This is a genomic window from Romboutsia lituseburensis (assembly GCF_024723825.1).
In the GTDB taxonomy this organism is placed as follows: Bacteria; Bacillota; Clostridia; order Peptostreptococcales; family Peptostreptococcaceae; genus Romboutsia_F; species Romboutsia_F lituseburensis_A.
The window spans coordinates 678,089-697,766 of the sequence record NZ_JANQBQ010000001.1; the positions used below are offsets into that span (position 1 = coordinate 678,089).

The window sequence follows — 19,678 nt, forward strand, 5'->3', positions numbered from 1 at the left end:
TTTTTTTTATTTATTATTAGATATATCTTTTTGTATATCAAATTTAGCATCTCTTTTTTCTAAAAATGCGCTCATACCTTCTTTTTGATCATAACTTGCAAAGCATAATCCAAATAAGTAACTTTCTAAGTTAATAGCATTATCAAGGTCTATTTCATAACCTTTATTTACTGCGCATTTTGCATATCTTATAGCCAATTGTCCTTTTGATGATATTTTTTTACCTAAATCAATACATTCTTGTAATAAATTTTCAGGCTCAACAACCTTATTTACTAATTTTATATTTAATGCTTCATCTGCTTTTATAATATCTGCTGTGTATATAAGTTCTTTTGCTTTGCCTATTCCTACTATTCTAGGTAGTCTTTGAGTCCCTCCAAATCCTGGAAGTATTCCAAGGTTTGTTTCTACTTGGCCAAACTTAGCTTTAGTTGATGCTATTCTTAAATCACAACTCATAGCAAGTTCTAATCCTCCACCTAAGCAAAAACCATTTATTCCTGCGATTATTGGCTTATCACAGTTTTCTATCTTTCTAAAAAGCTCTGTTCCTAATTTAGAAAATCTTCTAGCTTGTTCAAAATTCATATCCTTCATAGCATCTATATCTGCACCTGCTACAAACGCCTTACCTTGTCCAATTATTACACCAACATATACCTCTTCATCATCATTTAAAATATCTACTGCCATTTCTAATTCTTTTAAGACTTCTTCACTTAGAGAATTTAGATACTTTTCTCTATTTATTTTTATTACATATATATTGTCATGCTTTTCACAAATTAAATTATTAAACAATATAACCATCTCCCTCAAATCTTATTTAATAGTAAATTATATGAAAATTTTTTTTATATATGATAATAAAATATATAATCAATTTTTTTCGTTGCTTATTTGACATTTATTTTTGAAAACTATTCAAAGTTTAAATTTTAAACTTCTATATTAATAATTAATTTATACATTTTAAAATCAGATTTTTACTGTACTAAGCTTAGTTTTAAGCCTGTTTGGCTTTTAATTGAACATAAAAAGACTATGTCAAAGATAAGTCTTTAACATAGTCTTTTTTTGAATTATTTAATTCTATTTTAAGAAATTTGCATTTTTAAATATTTTAAATTTCATTATTTGAATAATCTTTATTCGGTATATTTATATATATATTTATTTTAATTTTTTAAATACATAGTTATAACCTTAGTAAATTCAGCATCTTAAACACTATAACTCTAAAATGACACATAAGACTTTAATTATACGTATGTAATATAACACATAGAGTTAAAAATTTGTTAATTAATTTAATTAATGCTAAAATGAGGAAAATTTCTAATTAGATAAATTGATACTTTTTAAGGAGGTTGATAATGAAAAAGAAACATATTAAAAGTTTAATTATAGTAGCATTGATATTTAGCACTTTTATATACTTAAATGTGAAATCGCATGAAGTTTTGAGTAGAAAAAGTATAAATATAATTGAAGAAATATATTCTCCAAATGGTGAGTATAAATCTGTTGTATTCTTAGATGGAGGTAGTGCAACTGTATCTAATAACATAAGAGTTGCAGTTGTGAAGAATAGTAAAAAACGAATCTATGATTCAGATGTTATTTTTTTTCAAGATAAAGTAAGTTCTGTAGATATTAAATGGATTAGTGATACTGAGTTAGTTATAAACTATTATAATACTCCATATAATAGAATACTTGATAAAATTGAAAATATCGACGACATAAATATTATATATAAAGAGACAGAAAGTAATTTTTAGTTATATATCTAAATGTTAGTTTATTATGTAAAAAGGCTATGCAAGAAATAATTATCTTGCATAGCCTTTTTTAATTTATTTAACGTTTTTCATTGCATTATTTTCAAAATCTGTGTTTACTATATCTTTATAAGGAGCTTCTTTGTATAACTCTTTAGCTTCCTTCATTACTTCCATTAACTTATTAAGAACAGGGTCTTTGCTCTATGCATCTACTTCTTTATATCTTTTTACAACAGATACTAAATCATCTAAACTCATATCATTAAAAAATAGTTGCATAGCTTTTGCCACTTCTTCATCAGATGCACTTTGTACCCATAATTGACCTTTATATACTGCATTTGTAAATCTTTGTATTAAGTCTTTATTTTTATTCATAAAAGATTTAGTTTTTGAATAAGCAGTATATGGTATTTCTCCAGCATCTTGACCGATTGATGCTACCATATGACCTGTACCATCCTTTTCTAATTATGTTCCAGTTGGTTCAAATGCTGTTGTAAAATCAGCTTCTACACCAACAAACGCTCCTATCATTACTCCAAATTAGTAATCAGTTTGTTTATAACATAATAATATTTTAATTTTTTTCCTATTTTTTTACAAATTTTTACAATAAACTTATGTATAATGCTAATGAGACAATACTTTATTAGGAGGAATAAAAAATGAAAAATTTAAAAAAACTAGGTATAGTAGGTTCATTAGTTATAACATTAATATCTACATCAATAGTTGCAAATGCTAACGCTAATGATATAACTGGACATTGGGCAGAGTCTACAATAAAAGAATTCATGAACGCTGGGTATACAGATGGTTATGCTGATGGTACATTTAAACCTAACAACTCTATAACTAGAGCTGAATTTGTAACTATATTTAATAATTATTTTGGGCTAACTACAAAAGGTGGAAAATCATTTATTGATACTAGAAATCATTGGGCTAAAGATGCAATAGATATTGCCGTTACTAATGGTGTTTGTAATGGTGTAACTAGCATAGAATTTAAACCTAATGATCCAATAACTAGAGAACAAGCTGCTGTAATGATTTCAAATTATAAAGACTTGTCCATGATATGGTCTTCTAAATATGGCTTATTAAAAGATAAGTATAGTGTATCAAATTGGTCTCAAAACGCAGTTATAGGTATGTTATCAGAAGATTTTATGAAAGGATATTCAGATGGAACATTTAAGCCTCAAGGTAAAATTACAAGAGCTGAAGCGGTATCTACTTTATCTAGAATAAGTAATACATCGCCTTTTGTAAATAAAACTATACTTGATAATGATATAGCAAAAGTAGATATATTAAGAAAAGGTAAATCTGAGTATGGTTACTATACTTTGTCTGTAAAAATCACTAATAAAACAAACAAAGCTATCACATTAAGTACAAATGATACATATGTAAATGGAAAAAATACATATTCTAATTGTAGTTTAAAAGTTGCTCCAGGTAAAACAGTTACAGGAGATATTGAGTTTAATTATGCTGCTGTAAAATCATTTAATAATTTTATTGATATACATGGTTATATAAAAATATTCGATCCTAGCAAATTTAAAACTTTAAATGAAACATTATTTGAAATCAAATAATCAAAAAGGTAGTTACGTTGAGATGTAACTACCTTTTTTACGGTTTAAACCGAAAACTCCTTCAATATTACTCACTTGTGGTACTTATTAGATAACATCTCATTTACGTCCCCTACTTAAAGTTAAAACTACTTCAGCTCTAGTTATCGGATTATTTAATCCAAATTTTTATTCTAATAACACCTTCCATCTTCATAAGAGTTTACTCTAAACTTCCTACTTTCCGAGAAATCACATTTATATTCTCCACTTTCCTCATATTGTGGATTTTCTTTTACTGTTTGACTTACTTCATTTTCTTTTTTCATGTCTCCTATTACTTTATAATTTGTAGTTGTTAACTCATGTCCAGCTTCAACTTCTCCATATCCTATAGCACCAAATCTTTTTATAGCTTGGTTTATTGCGTCTTCTTCTGTAAATTTAGAAATAGATTTACATTTAGATATTGCACTTTCATTGATTCTTGGATTAATACTTATCGTAGCAGGTTTTATAATAAATATTAGCTTTATTTATAGTGTATTATTCACTTTTATAAGTGGTATATTATCATCTATAACTTTTTATCCTATGAGATATAAATACTTAAATTTAAAATGATTTTTCTTAATTAAAAATTTACTGAATGTTAGTTTATTATGTAAAAAGGCGATGCAAGAAATAATTATCTTGCATCGCCTCTTTTAATTTATTTAACGTTTTTCATTGCATTATTTGCAAAATTTGTATTTACTATATCTTTATAAGGAGCTTCTTTATCTAACTCTTTAGCTTCCTTCATTACTTCCATTAACTTATTCAAACTCTCTTCTTTAAGAACAGGGTCTTTGCTCCATGCATCTACTTCTTTATATCTTTTTACAACAGATACTAAATCATCTAAACTCATATCATTAAAAAATGGTTGCATAGCTTTTGCTACTTCTTCATCAGATGCACTTTGTACCCATAATTGACCTTTATATACTGCATTTGTAAATCTTTGTATTAAGTCTTTATTTTCATTCATAAAAGACTCAGTTGTAGAATAAGCAGTATATGGTATTTCTCCAGAATCTTGACCGATTGATGCTACTATGTGTCCTGTACCATCCTTTTCTAATTGTGTTCCAGTTGGTTCAAATGCTGTTGTAAAATCAGCTTCTCCACCAACAAACGCTCCTGTCATTACTCCAAATTGTTAATCAGTTAGTTAATCACAATAAAATAATTCACAAGAGTAGTCTGTAAAAAGACTACTCTTTTAATTAAATATACTATTATATATTATATATTTCATTCCAAGCATTATATTTTTGTTTTAATTTATTACTAAAGTTTAAAACACTTTCTTTAGTAGAAAAACTTTCTATTTTTACACACCATTTATCATTATTTTTATGTACTTCATTATAAGCATTTTCTATTGTAGTCATTTTTTTACTAAACAACAATGCATTTTCCTTAGTCTTGAAATCATATACTTTAATGCCGTAGTTATTAGTATTATTAATTGGTTTGTACTCTATTTCAAAATATTTGCATATTCCTTTTATAGTCGCTTCTACTAATTCATCCCTATTATTTTTTAGAATTTTCAAATCACTAATATTAGAATAAAAGGCATATTCAATTAAACAACAAGGAGCTATAGTTTTATATATAACTGTAAAATCTTCTTTCTTAACTCCTCTATCCTTAGCATTACTATCTAAGTTTTTTATACATTTAAATATTTCACCTTGTATATATTTAGCTGCAATCTTTGAACTTTGACTAGCATTTGATGCAACATAAGTCTCTGTCCCTCTAGCAGAAGTATTATTGTAAGCATTTGCATGTATAGATATCATTAATGATTTTGGCTTACCTTTAGAAACATAATGGTTACTCATGCTATTAGCTCTTTGAGTTAATCCTATATCACTAATTTTTTCTGGATTTGGATTAGATAAGAATACATATATACCATGATCCTCTGCTCTCTTCTTAACTTTATATTGCATGTAATTATTAAATTCCCATTCATAGAAGTTTTCCTTAGCATTATTTTTACCAGGTGTATTTTTAGCATGTCCTGCATCTATTAATAATAAATTCATAATTAATTACCTACCTTTTCTAATATTTTATCAACTTTTAATTCAGTTCTATTTATATCTTCCTTCATATCTTTTGCTATAATTTCTACACTTTCAGCTAGTTGTTTATTAGTAACCAATAACTCTGTATTAGCTTGTAATAACCTATCTTCTCTTTCTCTATCTGAAATTTTATCTTCTTTTCTTTCTTCTCTATCAGCCTTGTCTTTGCTATTTAAATAATATCCAAGAGCCATACAACAAGCTATTGGAAATCCTACATTTTGTATTAGTGTTGAAAAATCCATATATTCCTCCTTAAATTTTTGTATAAAAAAAGACTATTCTGCATAGTCCTCATTAGTTATTTTTTTATATTCTTCTCTAGTAATTTTATTCTTAACTACTCCATTTTTGACTTGTGTTAAATTCCATAGCTTCTTATCGTGAAACTCTTTTATTGTTTCATACCAGTTCATACTATACTCCCTCCCCCATCATAACCTTATAGACTAAGTCCGCATTGTTTTGTTCTAGTTCCTTTATTCGTTTCTGCTCCTCTGTCAGAATAGGTTCAATTGGTTCTGTAATGGGCTTTTTAGTATTCATATCGATACTAACTAGCCTAACTTTAGAATAATCAATCTCTCCAAAGTCTAAGTCTATACAGTGTATTTCAGTTATCTCTTTTCTATCTGGAATATCTGCTCCTTGTATTTCTCCGTAGCTATACATAATAGCTCCGTCTTGATCACATATAATTCTATTTCCTATTTGTTTCATTTCAAATACCTCCTATAGTTCATGGGCTATCCAATTAAAAGTTTCATTATGCTCTGTGATACATCCTTCAACTCTAATTAAATTTCCCTCTCTTATAACTCTACCCAGAGACCCCCCAGCTCCAACTTGATCTGTAAAAACTTGAGTGTTAATAAACATATCCGCAGCATACAATCTGTGAGTAAAATCTACAAATGTGACATACCCCGAATAGGAAAATGATGTAGTGTAAAAATAAATATATCCGGGAGTAAATCCTAATTGATTTAAGTCAAATGTTATTGTTTTTCTTCCATACCTAGCTTCGCTCCTGTCATCAAGAGATCGAAACTTCAAAATAGGGTCTCCCGCCGCAACGGGTCCTCCCATAGCAACTTTCTTACCCATTGGTATGTTTGCTATACTGTTGACTATGTTAGACATAGAATTATTCATACCTACTGTTACTCCCTTGTTACTCAGCTGATTAACCATATTGATCTTGGCATTTAGTACTTCCTCAGCTAAATAAGAAGTTCCCCCTACCACATCATATATGGATGAACCTTGGCTGTTTCTTAAGTTAGCAAGCCAGTCAGTCATGGGAGCATCAGCACTAATTACCTGAGCTCCTATTGTGCTAACTACCGCTCTTTTATCCTCATACGAGTCAAAGACGCCTCCAAGGTGACCAAGTACTGTTGTTTAATTCTCTTACGTATCTGACAGTAGGATTGTTAAAAGCTATTGCTTCCTGGTGCTGATATTTATTGTTGTGTACTTTGGTTATAAAATAATACCAGCCTGTATCTGGAGCATTAGCCACATTAGAACCCATGTAAAATCCAGTCTTAGTAATACTATTACAGTCTGTTGTATTGTTACATGTTCCATCATCAGCTGTAACTTTAACTCTTTGAGATTTTGAGATACTGGATTCAACTGTAGATCCATCACTCATTTTTATACTATTTGCGGTTAGGTTATTTACTATAGTCTCTAAAGCAGTTATCTTATTTAACAGATTACCTGCAACATTTTCATCTAGTATATTTTTTATTTCTTCAAACCATTTATTGAAATCACTTTCAAAGAAATGCTTAGATTCTTCAATCCATTTATTCATATCTAAATTCTTTTCTTTAATATAAGCTTGTAACTGATTATATAATGTAGTTGTGTCTATTTCTTCAATAGTTCCTTTTACGATACCACACAAGTCTTTATTAAGTCTTGTATCTGTTATTTTACTTTGTAAAACACTTACAGTTCCTGCATCTATTTTTATTTCAGCTATACATAATTCATGTGCATCTGCATCTCTTTGTAATATTGTAGCTACAGAAGAACTAGCAAAAGTACCTTGCTTTATTTTACAAGTAATATTTCTTTCTAAATTATCAAATCTTAAAACTACTCTATCTACTCTATTTAAAACACCATCAGCATTATCTAACTTTAATATTAAATTATCTGTATTTTCATATATTGCCCCTTTTATAAAACTTTTTCCAGGTGTGACTGTTACAGTCATATCATTATTAGTTATGACTTGTAATTGAGTAGAAGGGTTTGGAAATACACCATTGCCTATAAAACTAGCAAAATAATCTCGAAAGTCATCTGCTTTGTATTTTCTGTCCCCATTTACACTATTAAAAACAAAACTTTTCTCCAATTAAATCACCTTCTTTTCTAAATCTTTAATTTTAGTAAGTATTGTTGGAATAGTACTTCCAAATGTTATTTTTAAACTCATACCATTTTTATTGTAAACCTCTTCAGTTTCTACAATTTTAGAATTCATAGTGACTCTTAAACTTCTATCTTGTATAGTTACTAAATCGCCTAAATCATAATCTTTTTTATAAATAAATGTATTTGTTGCATTAATATCTAGCTCAAAACTTTTTAATTCTTCAAATTCTTTTAATTTAACTTGTCCTTCTTTTTTAATTTCTTCTATGTCATCAGAATTTATAGATGCAAATACTTCAGTTCTCTCAAAGCCAGAGGACTCACCAGTAGATAAAACAATTTTACTAGCATCATCTTTAGTTCCTGAATATACAACATTTTTAGCATTAATAATACTTTCTATATAATTCCTAGATACTATATTATTAAAATCAGAACGGAATATAACAGGAGGATTAACATTTTGATTTATAGTTAAATCTTTACTTTCAATTACATCAAATATAAATTGCTTTTCTTTCGGATTTAAAGTTACATCCCAACCAAGACCACAATATTCGCATATTTCTTTGATTTTTTCTGATAAATTATCGTATGAGCTTCTCCAGCTATCATCATTGCCTCTAAATTTATCTTCTGCTATAACTAATCTACCAGTTTTTCTAAATGGATCAACTGTCTTAACACAATTTTTATTTACGAAATGCTTTATAATAGTTTCTTGTTTACCTTTGCACATTTCATAAGATTGATTTATATCTGGAATTATTAATTTCCTATTTATCAATCCTTTAAGAGTTACTCCTTTAACTAGTAATACATCAGATTTATTTTCTACACCATTAAATTCTTTATGTAAAATAATCCCTACATTTTTATAATCTTTATCTAATACTATTAAGTTGTTTGTTATAAGTTTATCTGTATGTAAATTACTTACTTTTATTTTTAGCTCAAATTCTGATAAACCGAAAAATCTTCTATTTAATTTAAATTCTTCATAATTATCTATTTCGCCTAATAAATTAATATCTTTATCTAATATCCTTATTGATTTCATTTTACACCCCCAAGTATAAAGGAGTATAATATATAGATACTTCCAGGTTATCTATTCCATGTTCAGCATCATATCTAAATAGATTATCTCCTACCTCTAGTTTTAAAAATTCACTGTCTAAATCTAGCCAATTAAAAACATTTTGCCTAGTACTGTTACTTTTAACTAACTCAATTCTTTTATTAGAATAATCCGTGGTTACCTCTAATAAATCTCCTTTTTCTAGTATTCTATTTATCTTTATAAATTCTCTTGTATTAACATTAAAAAGAGAAGGATTAACAACAGTTGCTAAAGCTCTAAATTGTATTTTCATACCACAAGAAACGTCCCCGTAATTTGCTATATTGCAAATTAAATTACTAACTCTATGCCCCATTTCAATGCCTTCATCTTCTATTTCTAACTCAAACTCAAAATCTCCCTGCCATAAAGCTATATCAGTTTTTTTGGTATTAATATCCCTCCAAAAAGGGTTTGGACAAATAAACTGTACTAAAAATTTTTGCATAAAACCAATCGGTGATTGAAATGTTATATCTTGTACAATGCAATCAATTTTTCGAGTTAAAGCATTGTTTATATAAGTTAAAGTTGCTTGAAATTTAGGATTAAAAAGAGCACTTAAATATGCTCTTTTTCTATCTAAATCTTCTCTACTAGATGCTATAATAGCTCCTGTTACTGGTAATATTTTTTCTTTTATAGAAACTGTATCTATACTAACACCATCTGTAACATTGTTTGAAAAACTTATATTTGTATTAACATTAGCATAGTTATCTATGCTTTCTAATAAAAAAGGTCGAGATTTACAAAGTGTAAGTTCCTGACCTTTTTTGTTCCTATATATTAACTTTTGCACTTTTCGACCTCCTTAACTAATACTAAATGCCATTCTTCTCATTGTAGTTTCTACATCTCTTCCAGAATTTGAATTATTTGAATTATGATATACATTAAAATTATTAGTGCTACTATTATTAGTAGTAACATTAGATATATTACTACTAGATGTAGGTACGGAAATAGATGCTGCGGCACTCTTAGCGGAACTTATGCTAGTCCATAAAATATCTATCATTTTTTGTATTTCATCTATATTTGGCTTAATACCATCTAGTAGTTTTTCACCTAAGCTCTTACCTGCATCAAAATATTTAGGAGTATAACTATATAATAACTCTACGATTTCACTCTGATTTTTATCCATTATCAATTTTTCAGATTCTGCTTGAAGTTTAGCTTCATTTGTTTTTTCATCATAGAATTTTTTTAGTTCTTTAAGTCTATTATCATAAGACTCTTTTTCAGATTCATATATTTGATTTAGATTATCTATCTCTAGTTTTTTATTTTCTTCTAAATCTTCTTTCCTTTTTTTCAGTTCCTCTTTTTTATCTTCTAACTTTTGTTTTTCTAACCTTTTCTTCCTTTCTTCTAATAATTTTTCTAGCTCTTTTTGTAATTGAGCTTTATTACTTTCATCATGTTCATATTCTATAGCAGTTGTTATTTTATTTATTTTATCAAGTTCTTCTTTATCTTTATCTTCTCTTTCTTTTTCTTTTTCTGCATCCTCTAAAGCTTTCAATTCATTATCAATCGCTTTAATTTTAGCATCATATACAGAGTCAATTCTTTTTATACTTTCTTCTTTCCATTTATCTAAATTTTCTAACTGTTTTTTTATATTTTCTTCCTGTAACTCATATTCTTCCTTATATTTAGCTTTTAAAGCATCTTCTAAAGCATCTTGTAATTTATTTACTTCTTTAGCAAACTCTTGGTTAGCTTCTAGCTCCTTTTTTAGTTGTTCTTCTGCATTTTTTTCTATTAATTTCAGTTGCTCTATTTCTTTATCTGCCTGTTTTTTTCTTAATTCTATCTGTTCTTTAAGAGCTTTTTCTTTTTCATCATATTCTCTTTTTAGATTTTTTTTTCTATTTTTATCTTTTATTTTATCTAATTTATCTTCTTGTTCATATTTTAGTTTTTGTTTTTTCTCATCAAATATTTTTAAGTCAGTATCTAAATCTTTTTTTACTTTTTTCATTTCAGTTTGTACCATGTTAGCAACTCTTTGAGTAGTAGATTTAAGCATATCTTCATTTTTTATAATTCCTACTGCTAAACCTTCTGTTATTGACCCCCCAATCGGAATCATACGTTTAGAAGGCGAATTAACCTTAAACGATTTTTTAAATCCGCTTACAACACCATCTGCAAAGCTATTTACTTTAGATTGCAACCAACTTCCAGCACTTTTTATACCATTCCATAATCCTTCGACAATAGATGCACCTATAGAAACTACTTTACTAGGAATAGATTTAAGACCATTTGTTATATTACTAGTAAATTTACTAGCTGCTTGAGTAGCCTTTTGTGCCATTTGTAATGCAAATTCACCAGCCTTTTGTATAGACTGTTGCAACCATGACCATATCTTACCTGGTAATTGTTGAAACCAGTTTATAACATTGCTTATAAACTGTCTCCCCGATTCATTAGCTTTTTGAGCTGTTTGACTTCCCCAATTTGCAATCTTACTTAAAGTTTGTTGTAGCCAATTCCATATTTTACCTGGTAATTGTGAAAACCAATTTGATATACTTTCTATCCATTGTGGGATATTAGTTGTGAAATAATTATATGTTTCTACTCCCCAATTAACTATGTTACCTAGTGCTATACCTAAACATTCACCTATTCGACCAGGAAGTTCATTAAACCAATTCCCTATATTATCAATCCATTGAGGTATAGTGCTTGTAAAGAAATTACTTACGTTATCTCCCCATTCTGTAAATGTATTTAATACATCACTCCATAGTTGAGAAAAATAATCTGGTGCTTGTTTAAAGAAATCTAAAGTACTTTGCCATGCTTGAGGTATAGTTGTTGTAAAAAAGTCACATATTGAATTCCAAACATTTGAACAAGTATCTTTAATACTATTCCATGCATTTATAACACCATCTCTAAAACCATCATTAGTATTCCATAACAATGTTATGCCACCAACAACAGCAGTTATAGCTGCAATAGTTAATCCTATTGGACCAGTTAAAAATGTAAATACTGCTGCTAATGCACCTATAGCTGGTGTTGCAGCAGTAGCTCCTGTCGTTACAACGGCTATTGCACCACTTACGGTTGAAATTGCTGTTATTATTCCACCTATTATGCTAGTTAATCCACCTATTATCATTATAACTGGACCAAGTACAGTAGCTACCATTCCCATTTTGACTAAAAACTCTTGTGCACCTGGACTTAAATTACTAAACTTACTAGCCAATTCTCCAACTTGATCTGCAATTGATTTTATAGTTGGAGCAAGAACTTTTAACACTTTTATACCTGCAGTTTCTAAGGCTCCAAATGCTTGTTCAATACTTGATTTAGTATTATTTTGCATTGTTTCAGCCATTTTTTTTGCTGCTCCATCACTATCTTTAAGTGATTTTGTTAAGGAATTTATTTTACCAGGGCCAGCATCCATTAATACTAACATTCCTGACATTGCTTCTTGTCCAAATATAGTAGCTATAGCTGCTTGTTTTTGTTCATCAGTTAATCCTTTTGTACTATTTTGTAAATTGCCTATAATTTGATTTAAAGGTAGCATTTTACCTTGAGAGTCAAAAGCATTAAATCCTAATTCTTTCATTAAACCAGCTGCTTCTTTACTTGGTTTAGCTAATCTTGATAAAGCACCTCTTAATGTAGTTCCAGATTGACTCCCTTTTATTCCTGCATCAGCCATTACACCGATAGCTGCAGTTACTTCTTCAAGACTTAGTCCCATAGCATTAGCAACAGGAGCTATATACTTCATTGCTTCTCCAGTATCTGCAACAGCAGCATTTGTAGCACTTGCATTTTTAGCTAACACATCAGCTACATGTCCTGCTTGACTAGCTTCTAACCCAAATCCCCTTAAAGTAGATGCAGCAATATCAGAACTCATTGCTAAATCTTCTCCAGAACTTGCTGCTAAGTCTAATAAGCCAGGCATTGCCGACATAATTTCATTTGCAGAGAAACCAGCAGATGCTAAGTTTTCCATACCTTGAGCACACTCAAGTGCACTAAATGCAGTTGATTCACCTAACTTTAATGCTTGTGTTTCAAGTTGTTTAAATTGATTTCCAGTTGCTTCAGATATAGCTTGAACTCTAGACATTTGAGCTTCAAAGTCCATTCCAACTTTACCTGCAGCAGCACCTATAGCAAACAATGGAACAGATACATTTGTTGTAAGTGACTTACCAGCACTACCAATTTTTTTACCTGCAGTATCAAATTTGTTACCAACACCAGCTAATTTAGTACTTAATTGATTAAATCTATTTTCTTGTGTTAAGATACTCTGATTAGTTTCATTTAATTCCCTTTGTAAGTTATTCAAACTACTTTGTGCATTATTAACCCTAACAGTCCAATTATCAATTGTAGCTACATTACTTCGTATTTTTTGTTCATTTTGATCATATTCTTTTTCTAATTTATTTAACTCTTGTTTTAGTTTTTTTGTTTCCTCTGCATTTTCGCCTAATGTAGATTTACTTTGTTCATATGCTTGTTTTGTGCTATCTATTTTTGATTTTAATTCAACTTGTTTATTTGCATTTTCTGTAAGTGTTGCTTTACTATCATTTAATTTATTTTTGTATTGCTCAACTATTTTAGATTGTGCTTCAATAGACTTTGATAGCATTGATTGTTTGTCTTTTAATCCATCTAAAGTTGTTCCATGATCTTTTACTCCAGTTGTAGCTGATTTAAATTCACTTTGTATTACCTTTAATTGTCTATTTAAAGCACTAACACCTTGTTGAAAATTTGAGTTATCCATAGCTACCCGAACTACTAACTCTTCACTATCTACCATTATATAAATTTCACCTCCTATTTTTAAAATTAAAAAGGACCTTATTTAAGGTCCTTATAGCCAACTAACTTCATCTATATATACATCTTTTTCATCATCTTCTATCGAGCTTTCTATTTTGTAAGATAGCACTTCTAAATAATAAAATATATCCATGTTATCTACATCACACATACTCCAATTTCTATCAAACATTAAAGTACTATATATATTTTTTATAAAATCTAAAGGAGATAATCCAGTTTCATTGTTTTCATCTGAATTATCTCCCCTACTTAGTTTTTTACTGCTGAATTAAAGTTTCCAAGTACTGTTTGCATATCTTCTAAAATTTTATTAAAGAAATCAGATGCAGCAAATCCATCCAACATTTCTTCTGCTGTAAATTGATTTCCATATAAACTTACTTCATAGTCAATTAACTCGTCTAATATATCTTCTGTAAAACCAGCATTTACTTTATTGCTTAATTTAAGTGTATCTTTTAACTTTCTAGTGCTTACAAATGGTGCTGTAAATTGTTTATCTTCTTCATTTATTTTTAATGTTATTTTCATTTTAATATCCTCCCTTATTTAACTACTGTTATTGATCCACCTTTTAAAAATGTTGTTGTAAAGAATTGTGCTGCAGTTGGTGCATTTTCAACATCTGTATCAGATGTATAAGCTGATTCTCCATCATTAATTCTTGGCATAAACTTTAATTTAACTTTTTGAGTTTGAAACTCAACTTTATCTTCTTGTGTTTTTCCTTCTTCTTCTAAAGGTTCTGCTTTACCTTTTAACAACCATTTCATTCTAGTTGATCCATTTGATTTAGGAGCTTCAAATCCAAATGCAATAAATGGAGGGTTAAAATCTTTAGTTTCCTTTAATACTCCATTTTCAAATTTATATCCTAATAAATCTGCTCTTTCTTGAAGTGTTAACTCTGCTACATCTATTTCAACTTCTATAGCACCTATAGCTACACTTGTTTCTAGTAATTGATCGTCTCCATATAACTCTCCTGTATTTACTTTAGGAGAAATCTTTATATTTTTAGCTCCTATTAACTTTTTAATAGCTGTATCATAAGTTAGTGTTGATTCTGTATCTTCTGTTAACTTACAATATCTAAATCCTCTTAATCCTTTTATAGCCATATTGCTACCTCCTAGTTATTTTCTTCATAAAAAAAGAACCTTAATGGTTTGTGATACAATTTTGTATCAGTTTCATAAAGTTCTGGTCCTGATGCTTTTTTTATAAATCCAGCATCTTTCATTAGTTTTTTAACTTTTTTAACTATATTTGTGTAGTTCCCTTTGCTAAAAATATCTATCTGAATGTAATTTCCAGTTGCAATTTCCTCATCATCTGCATATAGTTCACCTTTATCTAAATAACTAAAAAATGTTATATATGTTGTTTCTGAACCATTGTAACATTGTAAACTGACAGGTATTCCTAATGGACTTAAGGTATCTTTAATTAACTTATTCATAGTTTTAAAGCACTCCTTAATCTATTCATTATTATATTTCTAGCTTCCATTTTCTTACTTTCGTATGCAGGTGCTAAAAAGGGTCTAGCTGCCATTTTAGAAGTACCATATTCATGGAATTTACCATAAAATATATTTGAATTATCTCCTTTTTGTATCCCAGCTTGGACATATTTTCTATTCCCTTTTCTTTTCATGTTGCTAACTTTTAATCCGTCTATTAATTCTCCTGTTCTAACCATTCCATTTCTTTCTAGATTATTTTTAGCTTCATCAACTATTAATTGTGCACCATCTTTTAATGCATCTCTTTCAATCCTTGAACTAGCTTTGCCCATACTTTCTAACCTTGATATTATTTGATCCATTCCATTTAATTCCATTGTTGAACTCACATAATCAACTCCTTATGTGATAATTTCAGCCTTAATATCTACATATTCATGCTTATTATCTAAATCATTTATATATTTAATATCATAGTTTTTATTTTTATAAACTACTCTATATTTTTTTGTTACACTTGGATCATCAAGCATAGCTTTTATTTTAGGTGAATATCTTATAGTAAATGTTACTGTATTTTCAGCTTGGATAGCCTTAGCCGAATAGTACTCTTTCCAACCAACTGTCTTAAAACGTGCCCAACAATTATAATAGTCATTCCAACTTTCTTTATTAAACCCTTCATCATCAGTTTCATTAATAAATTTTTGTATATTTATTCTGTCATTTAGTTGCATTTACACTACCTAAATTATTAATTTGTAATTGATTTATAATACAAGTTATACCATATGGTATTTCAATAGGCTTATTAGTTGTTATTTCTCTATTATCATACCAATGCTTTGTTAACATCTTTATACAAAGAATATATAAATTACTATTATAATTTTTTGTTATACCTGCATTATTTAAATATTCTTCAGCTGAAGATATAAAAGTTGGAGTTTCATTGTAGTCTTCATCTATCCTAGCATATAGCTTTATTTCATCTAAAATTTTCTCATCCAAGGCATACACCTACCTTTATAAAAAGAGAGTAGTATAAACTACTCTCCTAGTAATTTTATAATCTCTAATTTATTCATGTTTGAGTAACCAGATAAACCTCTTTCTTTACATATGTTTCTTAACTCTGTAACTGTCATAGCTTCGTAATCTAAATTATGCTCTTCTGGTTTAGATACTGGGAGTGTTCACTACTGCTAATCTAAATGCCGACTTCATTTTTATTTTATGGTCTATCCATGCTGTTAATACAAAACTTTCCATACCAGTTTTAACATTTTTATCTCTATCATATAGCATGTTTAAATCATAGTTGAAGTGAGAGTATCTAAAGTCTCCAACAACTGGTATAGTTGCTAAATCACAGAATATAACTGGAGCACCTAATACCTGCTCTGGCTGAGCAGCATATAAAGCTGTATTTCCATTAGCTAAGAAATTTATTATTGAAAAATAATCTGATTTTTTCATTATTATTCTAGCATTTTGTGAGTAATCATCTTCTAAATCACCTAAAGCATACATTATAGCTTCATATAGATTTTTACCTTCTACCTTCCTTATAACATAATCAGAACCTGATTTATAATAGAATGACATTTCAGTTGGAGAAGTAGTTGCGAATGCTATTTTCTTTTCTTTCTTAGCTAATCCAGCTTCTAATCCAGCTTCAACAGTTTGAACTAAGTTAGTACTAGTCCCATTTATTAAAGTTTCTGTTATATCGCAAAATACTTTAAACTTATTTCTATCAAATACTATAGTGTCTGTAGATGCTGCTAGTTCTTTTGCTGTAGCTCCATCTTCTATGAAATCATCATTATCTAAAGTGAATGCAATTTTAGGTATCTCTAAATTTGTAACATTTGTAAATGTAGATATTTCTCTTAATGGATTTGTAGCCATCGGTTCATATAATAATTCATTGGTCATTGTTCTTGGAAGTATTTTATCTCCATTGCCTAAACTACTTCCATCTCCTAAAGCATTCATAATATTGGTAGATACTGATTTATTAGCCATAACACTTTTTATTAGCTCTGCTTTAGCATTTATTTTTATATCTTTTTCACTATGCCCTAATGAATTATTCTTTATATTCTCCTTTTCTTTTTCATCATAAGCTTCTATTTTAGCTTTTATCCCATTAAATCTTTCTTCTAAATCTTTAACTGTTCTTTGTTGTTCTGTTCTAGCTTCAATAGTTGACTTTGAATCTAAATACATATTAGATAAGTTTTCATTTTCATTTTTTAACTGCTCTTTTACACCATCAAGCATTTGTTGTAATTGGAATCTATTCATTTCGTGCACCATCCTTTATAATTTTTTTATTCTTTCAATCATTATTTTTGTAGCTTCATCCATTACTGGTAATTCTTTTTTTGCATTAAAATAAGCCGTATTTGATACGACTTTCTTTACATCATCTAATTTATTTTTAGGTATATTGTACTTATTGATATAATCATCATTAATACTATTTTCTATATTAATATTATCTTCAAGAACAATATTAAAATAGTTAGCTGCTTCCTCTCCTGTAAACCAAGTTTCTGCATTAATAAGATTATTTATCTCGTCTTCTGTTACATTATCTTTTGCTTTCGTCATATAAACATTAAGTATAGACTTTTGACAAGTATCAAGTAATTCAATTATCTTTTTAAAATCATCAGCATTTCCACCTGCCCAAGTTAATGGTTTATGTATCATAAAAAGAGCATTTTTAGGCATATATATTGTATCTCCTGCCATTGCTATAACACTAGCAATGCTTCCTGCTAATCCATCAATATATGTGTTTATAGTAGCATTATATCTTTTTAACTGATTATAAATTGCAAGTCCTCCAAATACAGAGCCTCCTCCACTATTTAAATATATATTGATAGAATTTACATTTTCTAATTGGTCTAAAAACTCTTTTATATCAGAAGGACATTTATCATCTGGATAATAGTTTTTATACCACTCTCCAGGAGATTCACTTATTATGTCTCCATAAAAATGTAAATCTGCACTATTTTCAGTTTGATTTTTTATTTCTAATTTCCCTTCAATATTGCCCTTTTTATCTTTAAATTCTATTTTGCTCAACCTTCTCACCCCCTTTCTGATTTAACAATAGTGGTAAATCTTTAATAGCAATTAAATCCCTACTTACCATTAAGTCATCTCCTCCTTGTTTAGGTGGCATATCTTCTAGCATTCTAACCTCATTAGGAGTAAGACCAGCACTTCTAATCATTTTAAAGTAAAATTCACCTCTAGTTCTCATATCTGCTCTAGCAAATCCATTTAAATTGAATTTTACTTCGTATCCTTTATGTTTTTGTTTTTCACTTAAACATTTTTTATTAAATTCTTGCTCATACATCCTTGCTATTGGCAGTACTGTATCAACTAAAAATTCTAAATCTCCTTGTTCTGCACTTGCATAAGTTACATTTTTAGCTTGAAGTTTATGAGGTGGTATATTAAATACCCTAGCTACTCTAGATACTGTTATCTCTTCAACCTCAAATATTTTAGGATCTATTGATGATCTATCTTTTAATTCTTCTAATGATTTTCCATTATCAAGATAGATAATTCCTTTTTTCATGTAGCTTTCGATTAATGTATGGTATTCAGCTAATTTAATAGGATCTATATTCCCATTTACTTTAAATGCATATCTAAAATTAACACTATTTTGAAGTTGTTCAAGGCTTAATTCTTTTACACTTTTATCATAATTAAGAGTATTGCTTAAAACCGATATAGGGCTTATTCCATTTGCTCCATCTGTACTAATATGGCTAACATCTATTATATGTCTATTATGGAAATAATCATCACCATTTTTAGTGGATATTCTGTACCATAATTCTTTTGTATCAGTATCTATTATAGGTGTTACAAAATCACTATCTAAAACCCAAATACTAGATATATCCCCATAATAATCGTACTCTTTTATTGCATATGCATTACCTTTAACATTTCTTATAGTTTCCATTAATCTAATAAACTTAAAAGTACTCATATTAGAATTTGGTCCATCTCTTAATAATTTAGAAAAGTTATCATCAAGAGGTTTAACTTTGTCATATCCCTGTCTTAAACTAATAGGAGCACTCGCAATAGCATTTGATAGCATAGTTATTGCAGCAAATATTGTTTCATTATTTGCTAATTCTCCATTAGAAAATGAAAATGCTCTTGAACCTCTTTGTAAAAAATCTATACTTGGAGTCTTAAAAAATAATCCTTTTGCCCAACTTATAATTCCCATTAAATCACCTCCT

At 28.6% G+C, this 19,678-nt stretch carries 24 protein-coding genes and 1 pseudogene; 2 read left to right on the forward strand and 23 right to left on the reverse strand.

The genetic code is table 11. The features are described 5' to 3' along the window. Positions 1-6: 6 nt before the first annotated feature. Positions 7-813 (reverse strand): enoyl-CoA hydratase-related protein, encoded by an 807-nt coding sequence (locus NWE74_RS03330; RefSeq protein WP_334304160.1) that lies wholly within the window; start codon positions 811-813, stop codon positions 7-9. A 566-nt stretch (positions 814-1,379) separates the two neighbouring features. Between NWE74_RS03330 and NWE74_RS03335 the strand changes: the two genes are divergently transcribed. After that, entirely contained in the window at positions 1,380-1,787 is a 408-nt protein-coding gene (locus NWE74_RS03335) for a DUF5412 domain-containing protein (RefSeq protein ID WP_258241818.1), read from the forward strand. Positions 1,788-1,991: 204 nt separating this feature from the next. Here the strand turns inward: NWE74_RS03335 and NWE74_RS03340 are convergent, their stop codons facing one another. Next, a complete protein-coding gene (locus tag NWE74_RS03340; RefSeq protein WP_258241819.1) occupies positions 1,992-2,237 on the reverse strand; it encodes a hypothetical protein in 246 nt (81 codons plus the stop codon). Positions 2,238-2,458: 221 nt separating this feature from the next. Between NWE74_RS03340 and NWE74_RS03345 the strand changes: the two genes are divergently transcribed. Continuing rightward, positions 2,459-3,400, forward strand: a complete 942-nt coding sequence (locus NWE74_RS03345) for an S-layer homology domain-containing protein (protein WP_258241820.1) — start codon at positions 2,459-2,461, stop codon at positions 3,398-3,400. Between the two features lie 173 nt (positions 3,401-3,573). On the opposite strand, the gene NWE74_RS03350 is transcribed toward NWE74_RS03345, so the two are convergent. The 21 genes and pseudogenes from NWE74_RS03350 to NWE74_RS03445 all read right to left on the reverse strand — a co-directional run bounded on the left by NWE74_RS03350 (position 3,574) and on the right by NWE74_RS03445 (position 19,665). Beyond that, a complete protein-coding gene (locus NWE74_RS03350; protein ID WP_258241821.1) occupies positions 3,574-3,708 on the reverse strand; it encodes a hypothetical protein in 135 nt (44 codons plus the stop codon). A 383-nt stretch (positions 3,709-4,091) separates the two neighbouring features. Beyond that, positions 4,092-4,571 carry an ABC transporter substrate-binding protein gene (locus NWE74_RS03355; RefSeq protein ID WP_258241822.1) on the reverse strand — a complete coding sequence of 160 codons (480 nt, stop codon included), beginning with the start codon at positions 4,569-4,571 and terminating at the stop codon, positions 4,092-4,094. Between the two features lie 91 nt (positions 4,572-4,662). Further along, positions 4,663-5,484, reverse strand: a complete 822-nt coding sequence (locus NWE74_RS03360; RefSeq protein ID WP_258241823.1) for an N-acetylmuramoyl-L-alanine amidase family protein — start codon at positions 5,482-5,484, stop codon at positions 4,663-4,665. 2 nt (positions 5,485-5,486) lie between these two features. Next, on the reverse strand, positions 5,487-5,771 hold the full coding sequence (locus NWE74_RS03365; protein WP_258241824.1) for a hypothetical protein: 285 nt from the start codon (positions 5,769-5,771) through the stop codon (positions 5,487-5,489). Positions 5,772-5,804: 33 nt separating this feature from the next. After that, positions 5,805-5,942, reverse strand: coding sequence for an XkdX family protein (locus tag NWE74_RS03370; protein WP_258241825.1), 138 nt, complete (start codon positions 5,940-5,942; stop codon positions 5,805-5,807). A gap of 1 nt (position 5,943) precedes the next feature. Beyond that, on the reverse strand, positions 5,944-6,246 hold the full coding sequence (locus tag NWE74_RS03375; RefSeq protein ID WP_258241826.1) for a hypothetical protein: 303 nt from the start codon (positions 6,244-6,246) through the stop codon (positions 5,944-5,946). 12 nt (positions 6,247-6,258) lie between these two features. Then, positions 6,259-6,828 carry a hypothetical protein gene (locus tag NWE74_RS03380; RefSeq protein WP_258241827.1) on the reverse strand — a complete coding sequence of 190 codons (570 nt, stop codon included), beginning with the start codon at positions 6,826-6,828 and terminating at the stop codon, positions 6,259-6,261. 67 nt (positions 6,829-6,895) lie between these two features. Next, on the reverse strand, positions 6,896-7,903 hold the full coding sequence (locus tag NWE74_RS03385; RefSeq protein ID WP_258241828.1) for a pyocin knob domain-containing protein: 1,008 nt from the start codon (positions 7,901-7,903) through the stop codon (positions 6,896-6,898). Continuing rightward, the gene (locus NWE74_RS03390) at positions 7,904-8,983 is read right to left on the reverse strand and encodes a siphovirus ReqiPepy6 Gp37-like family protein (RefSeq protein WP_258241829.1); all 1,080 of its coding nucleotides are present in this window, start codon (positions 8,981-8,983) and stop codon (positions 7,904-7,906) included. Position 8,984: 1 nt separating this feature from the next. Continuing rightward, positions 8,985-9,848, reverse strand: coding sequence for a phage tail family protein (locus NWE74_RS03395; protein WP_258241830.1), 864 nt, complete (start codon positions 9,846-9,848; stop codon positions 8,985-8,987). Between the two features lie 12 nt (positions 9,849-9,860). Beyond that, positions 9,861-13,883 (reverse strand): phage tail tape measure protein, encoded by a 4,023-nt coding sequence (locus NWE74_RS03400; RefSeq protein ID WP_258241831.1) that lies wholly within the window; start codon positions 13,881-13,883, stop codon positions 9,861-9,863. Between the two features lie 275 nt (positions 13,884-14,158). Next, the gene (gpG, locus tag NWE74_RS03405) at positions 14,159-14,440 is read right to left on the reverse strand and encodes a phage tail assembly chaperone G (protein WP_258241832.1); all 282 of its coding nucleotides are present in this window, start codon (positions 14,438-14,440) and stop codon (positions 14,159-14,161) included. A 14-nt stretch (positions 14,441-14,454) separates the two neighbouring features. Further along, positions 14,455-15,030 carry a major tail protein gene (locus NWE74_RS03410; RefSeq protein ID WP_258241833.1) on the reverse strand — a complete coding sequence of 192 codons (576 nt, stop codon included), beginning with the start codon at positions 15,028-15,030 and terminating at the stop codon, positions 14,455-14,457. 11 nt (positions 15,031-15,041) lie between these two features. Next, positions 15,042-15,371 (reverse strand): hypothetical protein, encoded by a 330-nt coding sequence (locus NWE74_RS03415; RefSeq protein WP_258241834.1) that lies wholly within the window; start codon positions 15,369-15,371, stop codon positions 15,042-15,044. Then, positions 15,368-15,766 carry an HK97-gp10 family putative phage morphogenesis protein gene (locus NWE74_RS03420; RefSeq protein ID WP_309137270.1) on the reverse strand — a complete coding sequence of 133 codons (399 nt, stop codon included), beginning with the start codon at positions 15,764-15,766 and terminating at the stop codon, positions 15,368-15,370. Before NWE74_RS03420 ends, NWE74_RS03415 begins: the two co-directional genes overlap by 4 nt. 12 nt (positions 15,767-15,778) lie before the next feature. Continuing rightward, complete coding sequence (locus NWE74_RS03425; protein WP_258241835.1) at positions 15,779-16,114, reverse strand: phage head closure protein; 336 nt, start codon at positions 16,112-16,114, stop codon at positions 15,779-15,781. Continuing rightward, the gene (locus tag NWE74_RS03430; RefSeq protein WP_258241836.1) at positions 16,101-16,388 is read right to left on the reverse strand and encodes a head-tail connector protein; all 288 of its coding nucleotides are present in this window, start codon (positions 16,386-16,388) and stop codon (positions 16,101-16,103) included. Before NWE74_RS03430 ends, NWE74_RS03425 begins: the two co-directional genes overlap by 14 nt. Positions 16,389-16,426: 38 nt before the next feature. Beyond that, a pseudogene (locus NWE74_RS19280) lies at positions 16,427-16,534 on the reverse strand (Rho termination factor N-terminal domain-containing protein); the annotation flags it as partial. 22 nt (positions 16,535-16,556) lie between these two features. Beyond that, complete coding sequence (locus tag NWE74_RS03435; protein WP_258241837.1) at positions 16,557-17,690, reverse strand: phage major capsid protein; 1,134 nt, start codon at positions 17,688-17,690, stop codon at positions 16,557-16,559. 15 nt (positions 17,691-17,705) lie between these two features. After that, positions 17,706-18,485, reverse strand: a complete 780-nt coding sequence (locus NWE74_RS03440) for a head maturation protease, ClpP-related (protein ID WP_258241838.1) — start codon at positions 18,483-18,485, stop codon at positions 17,706-17,708. Then, positions 18,466-19,665, reverse strand: coding sequence for a phage portal protein (locus NWE74_RS03445; RefSeq protein WP_258241839.1), 1,200 nt, complete (start codon positions 19,663-19,665; stop codon positions 18,466-18,468). The genes NWE74_RS03440 and NWE74_RS03445 overlap by 20 nt, the downstream gene beginning before the upstream one ends. Between the last annotated feature and the right edge of the window lie 13 nt (positions 19,666-19,678).

What these genes read in the sequence shown, in the direction of transcription:
- NWE74_RS03330 (WP_334304160.1), bottom strand. Translation starts at nt 813, where the DNA reads ATGGTTATATTGTTTAATAATTTAATTTGTGAAAAGCATGACAATATA.
- NWE74_RS03335 (WP_258241818.1), top strand. Translation starts at nt 1,380, where the DNA reads ATGAAAAAGAAACATATTAAAAGTTTAATTATAGTAGCATTGATATTT.
- NWE74_RS03340 (WP_258241819.1), bottom strand. Translation starts at nt 2,237, where the DNA reads ATGGTAGCATCAATCGGTCAAGATGCTGGAGAAATACCATATACTGCT.
- NWE74_RS03345 (WP_258241820.1), top strand. Translation starts at nt 2,459, where the DNA reads ATGAAAAATTTAAAAAAACTAGGTATAGTAGGTTCATTAGTTATAACA.
- NWE74_RS03350 (WP_258241821.1), bottom strand. Translation starts at nt 3,708, where the DNA reads ATGAAAAAAGAAAATGAAGTAAGTCAAACAGTAAAAGAAAATCCACAA.
- NWE74_RS03355 (WP_258241822.1), bottom strand. Translation starts at nt 4,571, where the DNA reads ATGACAGGAGCGTTTGTTGGTGGAGAAGCTGATTTTACAACAGCATTT.
- NWE74_RS03360 (WP_258241823.1), bottom strand. Translation starts at nt 5,484, where the DNA reads ATGAATTTATTATTAATAGATGCAGGACATGCTAAAAATACACCTGGT.
- NWE74_RS03365 (WP_258241824.1), bottom strand. Translation starts at nt 5,771, where the DNA reads ATGGATTTTTCAACACTAATACAAAATGTAGGATTTCCAATAGCTTGT.
- NWE74_RS03370 (WP_258241825.1), bottom strand. Translation starts at nt 5,942, where the DNA reads ATGAACTGGTATGAAACAATAAAAGAGTTTCACGATAAGAAGCTATGG.
- NWE74_RS03375 (WP_258241826.1), bottom strand. Translation starts at nt 6,246, where the DNA reads ATGAAACAAATAGGAAATAGAATTATATGTGATCAAGACGGAGCTATT.
- NWE74_RS03380 (WP_258241827.1), bottom strand. Translation starts at nt 6,828, where the DNA reads ATGACTGACTGGCTTGCTAACTTAAGAAACAGCCAAGGTTCATCCATA.
- NWE74_RS03390 (WP_258241829.1), bottom strand. Translation starts at nt 8,983, where the DNA reads ATGAAATCAATAAGGATATTAGATAAAGATATTAATTTATTAGGCGAA.
- NWE74_RS03400 (WP_258241831.1), bottom strand. Translation starts at nt 13,883, where the DNA reads ATGGTAGATAGTGAAGAGTTAGTAGTTCGGGTAGCTATGGATAACTCA.
- gpG (WP_258241832.1), bottom strand. Translation starts at nt 14,440, where the DNA reads ATGAAAATAACATTAAAAATAAATGAAGAAGATAAACAATTTACAGCA.
- NWE74_RS03410 (WP_258241833.1), bottom strand. Translation starts at nt 15,030, where the DNA reads ATGGCTATAAAAGGATTAAGAGGATTTAGATATTGTAAGTTAACAGAA.
- NWE74_RS03415 (WP_258241834.1), bottom strand. Translation starts at nt 15,371, where the DNA reads ATGAATAAGTTAATTAAAGATACCTTAAGTCCATTAGGAATACCTGTC.
- NWE74_RS03425 (WP_258241835.1), bottom strand. Translation starts at nt 16,114, where the DNA reads ATGCAACTAAATGACAGAATAAATATACAAAAATTTATTAATGAAACT.
- NWE74_RS03435 (WP_258241837.1), bottom strand. Translation starts at nt 17,690, where the DNA reads ATGAATAGATTCCAATTACAACAAATGCTTGATGGTGTAAAAGAGCAG.
- NWE74_RS03445 (WP_258241839.1), bottom strand. Translation starts at nt 19,665, where the DNA reads ATGGGAATTATAAGTTGGGCAAAAGGATTATTTTTTAAGACTCCAAGT.